This is a genomic window from Photobacterium angustum, assembly GCF_002954615.1.
Lineage (GTDB): Bacteria > Pseudomonadota > Gammaproteobacteria > Enterobacterales > Vibrionaceae > Photobacterium > Photobacterium angustum_A.
This window is the reverse complement of the sequence record NZ_MSCJ01000001.1, coordinates 982241-996645: the sequence shown is the minus strand read 5'-3', so window position 1 is coordinate 996645 and position 14405 is coordinate 982241. Positions and strand designations below refer to the sequence as shown.

Genomic DNA, 14405 nt, shown 5'->3' with positions numbered 1-14405 from the left:
TGCACATTATTCTCTCAAATTCACGTTATATGCATATTCTACTATTCTCGACACAAATAATTTGGCACATTACTGCCTCAGTTGATTTAACACGATTATTTATACCAACTGAAGTGTACTTAACCTCTACAAGAGAACATAAAATGAGTCATCGTCTTCAACTAACCCATGCGCCATCAGTCCTATTTTTATTTGGCCTTTCTGGTGCAGGTAAATCTTATGTCGGTGATGTCATTGGTGCTCATGACGATTGGTTTGTTTACCATGCAGATGATGATTTAACAGATGAAATGCGTGAAGTTATTGGTGCGAACAAGCCTTTTACGGATGAAATGAGAGATGATTTTTTTATTCGTATAAGTCAAAAAGTAAATCACTTTCGTACTCTTTATCCTCGTGTAGTGGTTACACAAGGTGCTTATAAAAGACAGCATCGTGATTTCCTACGTCAAAATATCGCAGATATAGATATGATTTATGTCACTGCAACGGACTCATTGATTCACCAACGTTTAGAGTATCGTATCAATGGTATTTCTAACGAAAGTGCAGACGCTATAAAGCATATTTTTGAAGCGCCTGATCAGACGGTAAAAACAATTTTTAATTATGAAGGTAAGACTTCTATCATTGAGCAATTAAACCGTTTTTATAGCAATATTCAATAAAAAAACGATAGTAAAGACCATTAAATTTTATATTTATAAAATTTAACATTGATGCTACCTCATTACTTGCATTTACAACCATCTTGAAACATTTACCTCATCACGTTTCTCATTATTTTCCCTTAACTATATGAACACTTTGGCATAGACTTATACCTTGTATGTCTATAGATTCATATTAAGGTGTCTGTGTGAATGGGTTAAAACCGTATCTTCTTGCCCTTTTAGTACCATTGGTTGCTATGGTGACGATTTTAAGTCTCTATTTTTACCAGAAAGACAGTGTTCAACTTGCAGAACATATAAAAGAAAATGAACTTCGTCAGTTAGAGTCTCTAATACAAATCAGTCACTTACACCTAAATACTATCACTGAAGATTTAAACCGTCTCACTTATCAATTGCGGCAAGAGCCTCTTCACGAGCCGTTACGGGTCTTGGAAAAGGCGAATGTACTAAAACAATTTAAGAGTATCCTTGTTACCTCAGAGCTCTATGACTCCATTCGATTAATTGACTATAAAAACAACCAAGTCCTTCTCCTGAACAAGGTGAAAGATGGCTTTCATATTGATTACAGTAAAGTCATTGAAGAACCACAAGAATTAAGAAATATAGATCATACATTTTCTCTTAATAATAAAATAAGCTACATTTATAAACATCAAAATAAAGTATCATTTTATCAACATTTAAAATTAGAACACAGCAATTGGGTTGTACAGCTAAGTTACCACCAAATCCCTGTGAGTAATATTGCAAGCAATAAAGAGCGTACAAATTTTATTATTAACAATGATGCAAAATGGATCACACAGCCATACTTAAACAAATCACTTAACCCATCAGGACATGATAATACAAGTTCTGATGACGTACTTTTCTCTGTTACCTATCCTTATTTATGGAACGCAGTAAAACGATTAAACAAAGGACAAACAATCATTGGCGATTATCTTTATACCTATACCCCACTGATATTTATAGATAAAAGCCTAAATAAGAATATAGATAAAAACACATCAGAGTGGGTGTTAGTTTCATCACTAAATTTAGATAAAGAACTAAACAACCTTTATTTTTCTAATTTTACCCGAATACGTTTAGCCGCAATTTATATTACTTTTTTTATTTTAATTATTAGCTCAGTAATGTTGGCAAGGCGATTAATTAAAAATCGTAAAAATGAGCAGATATTACGCAAGCAACGTGATGACAATTTAAAAAGATATGAAGCGGTTATTAAAAACAGCGAAGATGGCATTGTAGTACTCAATAAAAATAGAGTGATTACAGCGATTAATGACGCTGCTTTTAAAATACTTAATATTCATTCTCGCGCTTTACAAAAACCATTAATTGGCCTCTTCTATTCAAAACAAATTCAAGATGAACTCACAACCTTACTTAATACTATTGATCAATTACCTAACACCGAGCATTTAAAGACTCATATAAAACTTAAATATAAACGTTCAAAACACCTTGAAGTTATTGCAACTAAGCAAGTTGAAAATATTGAAGATAACATTCTACTTCATATTGCTGATGTGACTTATTGGGTTAATCGTGAAAAGAAATTACAAGCTTTATCTCGCGCAGCAGAACAAAGCGCAGAATCCGTTATCATTACCGATAAAAATGGTTTTATTCAGTATGTAAATACGGCTTATATAAAAATGAGTAACAAGCCTTTAAATCAGCTTATTGGTAGCCACAGCTCAATTTGTATAAATGATTATATCGAGAATAAAAATGAACAAGATGAACTCATTAGCAAATTGGTCTCAGGACAATCCATTCGCCATGTTATTACTAAAAAAAAGGATAACGATATAATCTATGTGGATTATACCATTTCACCAATTCGCGGTGATGATGGCAAAATTTGTAACTACATTGCAACAAGTAAAGACATAACAGACAGAGTCAGTTATGAGAATAGATTACACCGTCTTGCACACTATGATGCTTTAACCCAATTACCTAATAGAACAATGTTTACTCAAGATATTGCTCACAGTATGCAAGAAGCCATTCGACATAAGGCTCAAATAGCTATCGTAGTGATTGATTTAGAGTTAACCAAACAGCTTCATGAATCCATGAGCAATGAAGACATTGAAAAAATCCTTTTAATCGTCTCAAAACGGATTAAATCCAATTTACGTGAGACAGATGTTTTAGCCCGTATTGATAGCGATGAGTTTGGCATCTTAATCAGATCATTTCACGATTTACAAACAATCACACAAGTGGCCGAACGATTACTACAAAATACTAATGCGCCATTATCTATTGATAGCCAAGTGATTTCTATTTCAACTAACATTGGTATTGCATTAAGTTCAGATGCAGAATCAGATCCTAAGCTGATACAAAAATACGCACACATTGCCTTATATCGCGCTAAAGGATTATCTGGAAGTAACTACTGCTATTTCACTGAATCAATGGAAGCCGAAAATATTCAACGTTTAATACTTGAGTCTGACCTACGCAAATCCGTTGGTAGTGATCAATATGAATACTTCTATCAACCTAAGGTGAATGCTAATACGCACACACTGTGCGGTGTTGAAGCCCTACTGCGCTGGAAAAATAGTAAAGGAGAATATCGTTCACCTATCGATGTCATTCCCGTTTTAGAGTCATCAGAACTTATTATCGATGCTGGGCGATACCTGATAAATCAAGCATGCCTTCAATTGAAATCATGGCAAGACAAAGGGTATTTTTTTGACATTGCAATAAATATTTCAGCAAGACAGTTATTAGAGGCAGACTTAGTTGAAACAATAACGCACGCGATAAATAATACAGGCTGTAACCCTCATTACCTAGAACTTGAATTAACAGAAAGCGTACTTATGTGTGATGTTAATTTTGCTTTAAAGCAGCTTAAGTCTTTACGTGAACTAGGCATTAAAATCGCTATTGATGATTTCGGCACTGGTTACTCTTCCCTTGCTTACCTTTCGCGCTTTCCTATAAATATTCTAAAAGTCGATAGAGAGTTCATCAAAGATCTACCTTCTAATAAAGACAGCATTACGATTTGTCGCTCTATTATAGAGCTTGCCCATAATTTAAATTTAACAATCGTCGCTGAAGGTGTTGAAACAGAAGAACAACTTAAGTTCTTAGAATCTTTAGGCGTGGAAGAGTTACAAGGCTATTATTTTGATAAACCATTACCAATATCGGATTTTGAGAATAAATATTTAACAACAAATGAAATAAGGTCAACTTTAAGTTGAAAACAAGGTTCTCATCATTCTCAATGTGTCTTATTATTATGGTAATAGAATTGTTATGTAGGATGCTTTGATGAGCTTTGATGACCACTTAAATAACTTTATCAAGCAGCGCGATCAATTTGGTGGCACAGTCCAACAACGACAGCAGAAACGTAATAGCTATGTCGTTGTCGATGCAACGGATCAAAGTAAAGCCCGTGAGTCGATGGCTCGTGAACAAGAATTAGCTGCAAAACGTGCTGAATTTGAAACCAAACAACACCATGAACGCGTGAGTGGTCGTTGTGTTTTGCCAGATGAAGCACAAACATTAGAAAACAATAAATTACAAGCACGACCGGCAGATCCTAGCCGTATCGCATATATACAACAGCTTAAAAAAGATCTAAAACTCAAAAAATACAGTAACTGATCTTCTCTTCATCCATCAAAAGGAAGTTATCGCAATAGCTTCCTTTTTTCTTATTGTAAATAACCAAATAAAATTACAATAAATTTTAATACCAATAAAAACAACTCAAAAAACAAGCACAAATTACAGCATTGAATACTATTAAAGTGTAAATCACTCAGTTTTTTTAAATTTTTATCCAAATAAATCAAAAAATATCTGTTCGAAAAACAACCAATCTTATATTGTGAGAAAATTCTGTTTTTTTTCAATTGCATTCATAATAACTAAAATTTCATTTTAACCTTCGTATTACAGTGCATATTTCGTAATAAATATGACTCCACTTATTGATTTAGACAAAAACAATCAGTTAAGCATATGTTTTATAATAAAATTTAAATTTTAAAGATGATATTTATGTAAATTTTATTTGCAGTTTTAACCTTCTAAAAATAACAACCCTTAAAGCATAAAAACAAAACAATTTAATAACAATAAAAACACCAAAAAGTAACTTAATTTACTTTTTAAAGTAGGTATATTCGATATTTTATACAATCTCATCACTTAAAGCTTAATTAGCTACTACATTATAATTTGAATAGCAATATGGTCAGAATACCTTTTAAACGTTAAAATTAGCATCAAAGAAGTACAATAGAAGATTATCGATGAACACAACTATTCAAATTAATGAGCTCGAATCATTGCTCATAGCAATAATCGTGCTTTTTCTAGGTTACTTTATTAATAGTAAAGTTGCGATTTTAAGAAAATATAACATTCCAGAGCCGATTGTTGGTGGCTTGGTTGTTGCTGTTATTATAACAATTTTTCATTTCCAAGGGTTTGATATTAGCTTCAAGCTAAGTATGCAAAACGCATTAATGGAAATGTTTTTCGCAACAGTAGGTCTTGCTGCTAGCTACAAGCTTTTAGCTAAAGGTGGATCGCGCGTGTTCTTATTCTTAGCCTTAGCAACGGTATTCATTGTTATTCAAAATGGTGTTGGTGTTGGCTTGAGTAAACTGCTTGGTCTAGATCCATTACTAGGGCTTGTTGTCGGCTCAATTACATTATCAGGCGGTCATGGTACAGGTGCAGCTTGGGCGCATACCTTCTCTACTGACTATGGCTTAAATACGCTTGAATTATCGATGGCATGTGCAACATTTGGTTTAGTTATGGGGGGGATTATTGGAGGACCTGTCGCACAGCGTCTTATTAATAAATACAACCTAAAATCAGATTTTGGTGAAAGCGGTAATCACCATATTGATCACCCAGATCTTGTTACATACAGTGATAAAGAAGAAGATCGTATTACCTCAAAGAATACGATTGAAGTATTATTTATTCTTCTTGTCTGTGTTGCTGGTGCATCACATGCTAAAGAATTTGTAGATAGCTTCGGCATTAATGCACTTCGTATTCCTGAATTTGTGTACGCACTTTTCATTGGTGTTTTCATTACTAACTTTTGTGAAGGTACTAAGTGTTACAAAATCAATAAGGAAACCGTTGATGCCTTAGGTACTATTTCGTTATCTCTATTCCTTGCAATGGCACTAATGAGCCTGCACTTATGGGAATTAATGGATCTCGCATTACCTATGTTGGTGATTCTTGTAGTACAAACCATTGTGCTAGCACTATTTACTTATTTCGTGACTTTCCGCGTAATGGGTAAAAATTACGATGCTGCAATTATTGCAGGTGGTCACTGTGGTTTTGGTATGGGCGCAACACCAACAGCTGTAATGAACATGGGTGCGCTTGTATCGCGAAATGGGCCATCACCACAAGCATTTATGGTAGTACCTATTGTTGGTGCTTTCTTTATTGATATTACTAACCTACTTGTACTACAGGGCTATATGAGTTTCCTTGGTCACTAATAGTAATCACACTTAATGCTTTATAAAGGGGAAAGAGATGCACTCTTTCCCCTTTTATTATTCCTTTTGAAACACTCAATAGCGCCACAAATAAATAACACTCTTATTACATTCACCTCTCAATTAAAACGCTATTCAAATTCAGTTACACTCTAACTTTCATACTTTCAGCTCATTTGTAACAAACAATTTCTAGCTAATTTTAAATTTAAATAATCTTGATAAGATTCGCGCACTTTAAAAACCCCATTGAGATATAACATTATCTTTGTTGGCAAAGTGATCTGCTGACATCGCCTTAATTGAGAGAAGTATGAAAAAATTTGATAGAGCAATGCAGATCTTACTTGCTGGATTCTGCATTAATTTGTGTATGGGTATTCTTTACGCATGGAGTGTTTTCAAAAAAGCACTTGTTGTTGATTTAGGCTGGTCAAATGCGGACGCTTCACTGCCTTATACAGTTGCCATTATTACCTTCTCATTATCATTATTAGTGGCAGGTATTCTGCAAGACCGTATGGGTCCACGTCGTGTACTCATTCTTGGTACCGTGATGGTCGGTCTAGGTATGATCATTTCAAGCTTTGCAACCACGCCTACGCTACTGATCATAACCTTCGGTATCTTAACGGGTAGTGGTATCGGGTTTGGCTACGCATGTCTAAGCCCATCTGCAATGAAGTGGTTCCACCCTTCAAAGAAAGGTCTAGTTAATGGCTTAATTGCAGCAGGCTTTGGTTTAGCAGCGGTATACTTAGCCCCGCTAACATCTTTCCTGATTAAAGAAGTAGGAATAAACACAAGTTTCTTAGTACTAGGTATTGCTGTACTTATTATTGCAGTTCCTCTTGCTTGTACAATTAATAATCCACCAGCAGGCTATACACCTGAAGTTCCTTCTGGCTACGATGTAAATAATAAATCAGGTAATGCTGCAGATCTAAACTGGCGTGCAATGCTTAAAACACCACAATTTTACTCTCTGTGGGTAATGTATGCATTTGCTTCTGCATCAGGTTTGATGATCATTGGTAACATCACCTCTATTGCAGCAACACAAGCAAATATCGCAGATGCTGCTTACTTAGTTGTAATTTTAGCAATATTCAACTCTGGTGGTCGTGTTGCTGCCGGTATTCTATCTGACAAGATCGGTGGCATTAAAACCCTCATGATTGCCTTTATTATGCAAGCAATCAATATGGTAATGTTCGCAACGTTTAAGTCAGATTTCACATTAATTATTGGTGCAGCTGTTGCAGGTATTGGTTACGGTACACTGCTTGCGGTATTCCCATCAATCATTGCTGATTTCTATGGTTTGAAAAACTATGGTGCAAACTATGGCGTACTTTATACTGCTTGGGGTGTGAGTGGCTTTATTGGTCCAGTCGTAGCTGCGTTCGCTGTTGATACGACAGGTACTTACACGCTGGCATATACCGTTTGTTCTATCATGCTTGGTGTCGCAGTTGTTCTTTCGTTTGTGACGAAGAAAGTAGATTCGGTCGCATTGGCAACAAAAGCGACAAACGCATAACAATCTAAAATATACGTAAGAAAGACTCAATTTTATTGAGTCTTTCTTGTTTATAAGACAGTATTTCCCAATTTTTAACAAATTAACAACACTAATCCAAGTAACGTAAAAATATCAGACTTAAATGCTTTATTAACTGGCTTAATGTGATATTAAAATTCAAAATAAAACAAAATACTAAACACTTTAACTGCAACTCAATACCCCCACCATAATGCATAATAAATCACACTTATGCACATTAAATATTTTAAAACATCTCGTCTTACAACTTATACCTCATTATGATTAACTTTAAACAACCGTTTAAATAAAGCTACAACGCAAGAACCACACCAATATATCGTCATTATTATCATCACTAACACCACACTTTTAAAATCAGCCACCATGAATAATTAGTCACAAATAGTAATGATTACTATTTTATTCTAATTTTCATCTTGTTAGCTTTTCGTGATCTACATCTTTTTGCTCACTAGACCTTTTATTTTCTCTTCCTATAATTAACAACTGTTAACATGTTGTTAAAATTATTAACTTATGCATTTTTAATTTCACATCAAGACCAACAAAGGAAGGTACAAATGGCTAATAAATTATCAGTGGTATTTGCGGCGTTAGCCTCTTCAACTGCCCTTTTTGCTGCAAACGCCAATGCTGAAGCTACGTTAGACAAAGTGATGAAACAAGGTTATGTCCAGTGTGGCGTAAGTGCAGGTCTACCTGGTTTTTCAAACCCTAATGCAAAAGGTCAATGGGAAGGCCTTGATGTAGAATTCTGTCAAGCTATTGCGGCAGCAACCATTGGTGATAAATCAAAAGTTAAATACATCCCACTGACAGCAAAAGAGCGCTTTACTGCACTACAGTCTGGTGAGATTGATGTTTTATCGCGAAATACTACATGGACACTTCACCGTGATACCTCATTAGGACTCAACTTTACCGGCGTTAACTATTACGACGGTCAAGGCTTTATGGTTAAAAAAGACATGGGCATCACAAGTGCTAAAGAATTAGATGGTGCGGCTGTTTGTGTCCAATCAGGAACAACTACAGAGCTAAACCTTGCTGATTACTTCCGTGTTAATGGGATGACTTATAAGCCAGTTGTATTTGATACAGCACCTCAAACATCTAAAGGTTTTGATTCTGGTCGTTGTGACGTATTAACAACAGATCAATCTGGACTATATGCTCTGCGCTTAAACTTAAAAGATCCAAGTTCAGCAGTTGTACTACCAGAAATTATTTCTAAAGAGCCTTTAGGCCCTGTCGTTCGTCAAGGTGATGATCAATGGTTCAACGTTGTTCGCTGGACACTCTTCACAATGATTAATGCTGAAGAATTCAATGTAACCTCTGCCAACGTTGATAAATTAGCGAAAGAATCAAAAGATCCAAATATTCGTCGTCTTATCGGTTTAGATGGACCAAAAGGTAAAGGTTTAGGACTTAAAGATGATTGGGGCTACCAGATTATCAAACAGGTAGGTAACTACGGTGAAAGCTTTGAGCGTACAGTCGGTGAAGGCTCACCACTTAAAATCAAACGTGGTCTAAACGCACTTTGGACTAATGGCGGTATCCAATACGCACCACCAATTCGTTAATCATAAGCATAGAAATTTATTGAAAGAAACATAGTACAACGTAGCACTATATAGGGATTCGGTAACGGGTCCCTAATTTTACATCTCAATAGGAACTGAGGTTGTTGTATGGCTCCTACACCAAATACATCGGATGTATCTAATCCAAAATCCAAGCAGAATATTTTTTATAACCCTACTTTTAGGGCTATTATTTTTCAAGTTATTGCTGTTATCGGACTGGTATTCTTTTTTTACTCCATCGTAAATAATGCCCTTACCAATTTAGAATCACGAGGTATCTCGACAGGATTTGACTTTCTTAGCCAAGAAGCCGGATTTGGTATTGGCTTAACACTGATTGATTATGATGAAACTTACACTTATGGGCGAACCTTTGTTGTTGGATTATTAAATACTGCGTTAGTCGCAGTGTTAGGGATTATCCTAGCCACAATCATTGGCTTTATCATGGGTATAGCTCGACTATCTTCAAATTGGTTAATCAGCCGTTTAGCCGCAGTTTATATTGAAGTATTTCGTAATATTCCTTTATTACTGCAAATCTTTTTTTGGTACTTTGCTGTACTCCAGGCACTTCCCTCTCCCCGACAAAGTATCAGCTTAGGCGAAGCTATCTTTTTAAATATTCGGGGACTATCTATTCCTAGCCCTATATATGGAGCGGGCTCTGAAATTGTTGGTTGGTGTTTAGCCATTGCTATCATTATTTCTTTGTTCTTTTATCGATATGCTAAGAAAAAACAACAACAAACAGGTCAGCAACTTCCAGTATTATTAACCGTAACAGGATTAGTCTTAGGCTTACCACTGATTGCCTTTTTTATCACAGGTATGCCTATTGATTTGCAATATCCAGAATTGAAAGGTTTTAACTTTAAAGGTGGAATAACGATCCTTCCTGAACTTGCTGCCCTTTTACTGGCACTAAGCATCTATACCGCTTCTTTTATTGCTGAAATTGTCCGTTCAGGCATTAATGCCGTTAGCCATGGTCAAACCGAAGCCGCTGAAGCATTAGGATTGTCAAGGAATAAGACCTTACGTCTTGTCGTTGTTCCTCAAGCACTTCGTATTATTATTCCGCCGCTCACCAGTCAATATTTGAATTTAACTAAAAACTCATCACTTGCGATGGCTATTGGTTATCCTGATCTTATTTCTGTATTTGCAGGAACGACCTTAAACCAAACAGGTCAAGCTATCGAAATCATCGCAATGACTATGGCTGTCTATCTCACATTAAGCCTACTCACTTCATTGGTGATGAATATCTATAACAAGAAAGTCGCGTTGGTGGAGAGGTAATCACTATGAATAAACATCAATTTTTACCCGATCTCCCGCCACCATCCAATACAGTAGGGGTTATTGGTTGGTTACGTACCAATTTATTTTCATCCCTGACCAGTAGTATTGCGACATTTATCTTAGGCTACTTTGCAATTTTAGGTATTTGGTACATTGTTGAATGGGCATTTATTAATGCTGACTGGACAGGTGATAGTCGTGATGCATGTACCAGTAGTGGTGCGTGTTGGACATTTATCAACGTTCGCTTTGATCAATTTATGTTTGGGTTTTATCCAACAGTTGAGCTTTGGAGACCTAAACTCTTTTACGCAACATTAGCGCTATTTATTGGACTATTAGCTTACGAGAAAACACCTTACCGTGGATGGATATGGCTCTTTTTTGTCAATATTTATCCATTCCTTGCTGGCTTTCTCCTTTACGGCGGCGTATTTGGCTTACCGGTTGTTGAAACACATCTATGGGGTGGATTATTAATCACCTTAGTTATTGCCATTGTCGGTATTGTGGTTTCTTTACCTATCGGTGTCGTTCTTGCGTTAGGACGACGTTCAGAAATGCCGATTATACGTAGTATCTGTACGGTTTATATTGAGTTGTGGCGTGGTGTACCGCTGATCACCGTACTCTTTATGGCATCGGTAATGCTTCCACTTTTCCTTTCCGCTGAAATGGAAACCAATAAATTGTTCCGCGCACTCATCGGTGTGGTGATGTTCAGTGCCGCTTATATGGCAGAGGTTATTCGTGGGGGCTTACAAGCTATCCCGAAAGGACAATATGAAGCAGCGGATGCATTAGGTTTGACGTATTGGAAAAAGATGTATCTTATCGTTTTACCTCAAGCTTTAAAGATTACCATTCCCTCAATCGTAAATACGTTTATCGGCTTGTTTAAAGATACCAGTCTAGTACTCATTATCGGTATGTTTGATGTATTGGGTATAGGACAAGCAGCCACCAGCGATCCTGAATGGTTAGGCTTCGCAACTGAAAGCTATGTCTTCGTTGCTTTAGTCTTCTGGATCTTCTGTTTTGGTATGTCGCGTTACAGTATTTATTTAGAAAACAAATTGCACACTGGGCACAAACGTTAGCAAGGACAGCATTATGACGAGTAGTACTTCAAAACCTAATACGGATAACAACAGCTCTGATCTTATGATCCAGCTAACTGATGTGAATAAATGGTATGGTCAATTCCATGTTCTGAAAAATATTAACTTGCAGGTAAAGAAAGGCGAGAAAATCGTGATTTGTGGTCCTTCAGGATCAGGTAAATCAACCATGATAAGATGTATTAACAGCCTAGAAGAACACCAAAAAGGACAAATTATTGTTGGTGGTACAGAGCTAACTGATGATTTGAAAAATATCGAGTTGGTACGAAAGGAAGTCGGCATGTGTTTCCAGCACTTCAACCTCTTCCCTCACCTAACGGTATTAGAAAATTGTACCCTTGCTCCTATTTGGGTAAAGAAAATGCCAAAGAAAGAAGCAGAAGCTTTAGCGATGAAGTACCTTGAACGCGTTCAAATTACCGATCAAGCAAATAAATTCCCAGGACAACTTTCTGGTGGCCAGCAACAACGTGTTGCTATCGCTCGCTCACTTTGTATGAATCCGCAAGTTATGCTTTTTGATGAGCCGACATCAGCACTCGATCCTGAAATGGTTAGAGAAGTGCTTGATGTAATGGTCGAGTTAGCAAATGAAGGCATGACGATGCTTTGTGTGACTCACGAAATGGGGTTTGCACGACAAGTTGCTGATCGGGTTATATTCATGGATCAAGGTGAAATCATTGAAGAAAATAATCCACATGATTTCTTTGATAATCCAAAATCTGATCGTACTCAACTGTTCTTAAGCCAAATATTACATTAATTCGTATAATTTAAATGTTTCAAAGAAAACAAGTGATTAGTAGCGCTAACCATAGTCACTTTGAAACATTTACTTACACATTTATCTGATTTTCATCGCCGCGGTTAAGTAATACACGAGCTAAGTGATGATAACGTGCTTCAGTACAAATATTTTAATGTTGAGTGCTTAGTTAAACTTGCTTTTATGGTAATTTAGCCTCATATATAAATTAATAGTCTCAATATAACTACCCTAAGGGGATTTTTATGAACGATCGTATAGTTAATCGTGACGGCGGTTACGAAGGCTTACTATCTACTAACAAGGTTCTACGTAACACCTACTTCCTACTTTCGTTAACTTTGTTATTTTCTGCAGGTATTGCAGGTGTAGCGATGGCAATGAATGTACCGCCTGTACACTGGATTGTATTACTTGTAGGTTTCTATGGTTTAATTTTCTTAACCGAACGTAACCGAGATAGCAGCTTAGGCTTAGTTTTCGTCTTCGCACTGACTGGATTTATGGGTTATACCTTAGGTCCAATTCTAAACATGTATGTTGGCGCGGGTATGGGCGATGTTGTAATGACTGCCCTTGGTGGTACAGCGGTAACTTTCCTTGGCTGTTCAGCTTACGCACTAACAACTAAACGTGACCTATCGTTCTTAAACGGTATGTTAATGGCAGGCTTTATCGCAATTCTTGTTGCAGTGGTTGCTAATATCTTCTTGAAGATGCCAATGCTGTCACTTGCTATTAGCGGTATGTTTGTTCTGTTCTCATCAGCTGCAATTCTATTGACTACACAGTCAATTGTTCGTGGTGGTGAAACAAACTATATTTCAGCAACAGTAACGTTGTACGTTTCTATCTACAATCTGTTCCTAAGCTTGTTGCAAATTCTTGGTGTTATCAACAGCGATAATAACTAATAGCAACCGCTATTCTTAATGATAAATGCCCGCTATCTTGCGGGCATTTTTATATCAGAAATAGTCAAATACATGAACATAGTGAACAGTTTTACTTGCAGCACCGTACCACACTCACTATGCTTTGAGCCGTAATGAATACCGAGGCTCACCATGCTTGAATTTAATAAAAAAGAAATCGAAACAGATGCACAAGGCTATCTGAAAAATGTTAGTGACTGGTGTGAAGAACTAGTCCCTTTACTTGCAGAAGAAGAAGGGATTGATCTTTCTGCTGCGCACTGGGAAGTGATCCATTTTGTGCGCGAATTTTATTTAGAATTTAATACATCACCAGCTGTCCGTATGTTGGTTAAAGCAATGGCGAAAAAATACGGCGAAGAAAAAGGAAATTCTCGTTATCTTTATCGTCTATTCCCTAAAGGGCCAGCAAAACAAGCAACAAAATTAGCAGGGTTACCGAAACCAGTAAAATGTATTTAATTCACTACTGTTACTAATCCTCTGTGGTCACAGGGTACGCGTTTACTTGGTATCTTGTGACCCTCTGTTATTGACAACATTGACTACTTAATCGTAAATCCATCAACATGCCGCCATTCCAACTCTTCCGTTGTTATTGACTTAACATCAGCGAGCTTTAACCCACTCCCTAACCAAAGTAATAACGCATCTATATTTTCTTTTTCACCACAAGCTAAAATTTCCACACTGCCATCAGGTAGGTTTTTCGCATAACCTTTTAAACTGTATTTCAACCCTTCATGAGCGGTGTGAAAACGAAAGCCCACCCCTTGCACACGGCCTGTAACATTCGCTCTTATACATAACTGTGACATTCATCACCTCAAGTTCTAAGTAATTTTGTCGATGTATATGTAGTTCCACCACTAATGTTATCTCGCAAC

Annotated in this window: 12 protein-coding genes; 11 read left to right on the top strand and 1 reads right to left on the bottom strand. The window is 36.6% G+C overall.

Going from position 1 to position 14405, the window contains the following annotated elements:
- The first annotated feature begins 143 nt into the window (after positions 1-143).
- From BTO08_RS04245 to tusE, 11 genes are all read left to right on the top strand, one after another.
- Complete coding sequence (locus BTO08_RS04245; protein ID WP_105060017.1) at positions 144-668, top strand: hypothetical protein; 525 nt, start codon at positions 144-146, stop codon at positions 666-668.
- A 191-nt stretch (positions 669-859) separates the two neighbouring features.
- Positions 860-3928, top strand: coding sequence for an EAL domain-containing protein (locus BTO08_RS04240; protein WP_105060016.1), 3069 nt, complete (start codon positions 860-862; stop codon positions 3926-3928).
- Between the two features lie 70 nt (positions 3929-3998).
- On the top strand, positions 3999-4340 hold the full coding sequence (locus BTO08_RS04235; protein ID WP_005368330.1) for a hypothetical protein: 342 nt from the start codon (positions 3999-4001) through the stop codon (positions 4338-4340).
- A gap of 653 nt (positions 4341-4993) precedes the next feature.
- Positions 4994-6220, top strand: coding sequence for a sodium/glutamate symporter (gene gltS / locus BTO08_RS04230; protein WP_105060015.1), 1227 nt, complete (start codon positions 4994-4996; stop codon positions 6218-6220).
- Between the two features lie 313 nt (positions 6221-6533).
- Complete coding sequence (locus tag BTO08_RS04225) at positions 6534-7763, top strand: L-lactate MFS transporter (RefSeq protein ID WP_105060014.1); 1230 nt, start codon at positions 6534-6536, stop codon at positions 7761-7763.
- A 587-nt stretch (positions 7764-8350) separates the two neighbouring features.
- Entirely contained in the window at positions 8351-9379 is a 1029-nt protein-coding gene (locus BTO08_RS04220) for an amino acid ABC transporter substrate-binding protein (RefSeq protein ID WP_006645407.1), read from the top strand.
- Between the two features lie 108 nt (positions 9380-9487).
- Positions 9488-10687: an amino acid ABC transporter permease gene (locus tag BTO08_RS04215; RefSeq protein WP_105060013.1), complete on the top strand. Its 1200-nt coding sequence runs from the start codon at positions 9488-9490 to the stop codon at positions 10685-10687.
- A 5-nt stretch (positions 10688-10692) separates the two neighbouring features.
- Positions 10693-11790, top strand: coding sequence for an amino acid ABC transporter permease (locus tag BTO08_RS04210; RefSeq protein WP_105060012.1), 1098 nt, complete (start codon positions 10693-10695; stop codon positions 11788-11790).
- A 13-nt stretch (positions 11791-11803) separates the two neighbouring features.
- Positions 11804-12580 (top strand): amino acid ABC transporter ATP-binding protein, encoded by a 777-nt coding sequence (locus BTO08_RS04205; protein ID WP_431356664.1) that lies wholly within the window; start codon positions 11804-11806, stop codon positions 12578-12580.
- Positions 12581-12828: 248 nt separating this feature from the next.
- The gene (locus BTO08_RS04200) at positions 12829-13497 is read left to right on the top strand and encodes a Bax inhibitor-1/YccA family protein (RefSeq protein ID WP_005368338.1); all 669 of its coding nucleotides are present in this window, start codon (positions 12829-12831) and stop codon (positions 13495-13497) included.
- A 153-nt stretch (positions 13498-13650) separates the two neighbouring features.
- Entirely contained in the window at positions 13651-13980 is a 330-nt protein-coding gene (tusE, locus tag BTO08_RS04195) for a sulfurtransferase TusE (RefSeq protein ID WP_005368340.1), read from the top strand.
- 83 nt (positions 13981-14063) lie between these two features.
- Here the strand turns inward: tusE and yccX are convergent, their stop codons facing one another.
- Entirely contained in the window at positions 14064-14336 is a 273-nt protein-coding gene (gene yccX / locus BTO08_RS04190) for an acylphosphatase (RefSeq protein ID WP_105060011.1), read from the bottom strand.
- Between the last annotated feature and the right edge of the window lie 69 nt (positions 14337-14405).

Excerpts from the sequence above, each read along its gene's own strand:
- BTO08_RS04245 (WP_105060017.1), top strand. The coding sequence starts at position 144 with ATGAGTCATCGTCTTCAACTAACCCATGCGCCATCAGTCCTATTTTTA.
- BTO08_RS04235 (WP_005368330.1), top strand. The coding sequence starts at position 3,999 with ATGAGCTTTGATGACCACTTAAATAACTTTATCAAGCAGCGCGATCAA.
- gltS (WP_105060015.1), top strand. The coding sequence starts at position 4,994 with ATGAACACAACTATTCAAATTAATGAGCTCGAATCATTGCTCATAGCA.
- BTO08_RS04225 (WP_105060014.1), top strand. The coding sequence starts at position 6,534 with ATGAAAAAATTTGATAGAGCAATGCAGATCTTACTTGCTGGATTCTGC.
- BTO08_RS04220 (WP_006645407.1), top strand. The coding sequence starts at position 8,351 with ATGGCTAATAAATTATCAGTGGTATTTGCGGCGTTAGCCTCTTCAACT.
- BTO08_RS04215 (WP_105060013.1), top strand. The coding sequence starts at position 9,488 with ATGGCTCCTACACCAAATACATCGGATGTATCTAATCCAAAATCCAAG.
- BTO08_RS04210 (WP_105060012.1), top strand. The coding sequence starts at position 10,693 with ATGAATAAACATCAATTTTTACCCGATCTCCCGCCACCATCCAATACA.
- BTO08_RS04205 (WP_431356664.1), top strand. The coding sequence starts at position 11,804 with ATGACGAGTAGTACTTCAAAACCTAATACGGATAACAACAGCTCTGAT.
- BTO08_RS04200 (WP_005368338.1), top strand. The coding sequence starts at position 12,829 with ATGAACGATCGTATAGTTAATCGTGACGGCGGTTACGAAGGCTTACTA.
- tusE (WP_005368340.1), top strand. The coding sequence starts at position 13,651 with ATGCTTGAATTTAATAAAAAAGAAATCGAAACAGATGCACAAGGCTAT.
- yccX (WP_105060011.1), bottom strand. The coding sequence starts at position 14,336 with ATGTCACAGTTATGTATAAGAGCGAATGTTACAGGCCGTGTGCAAGGG.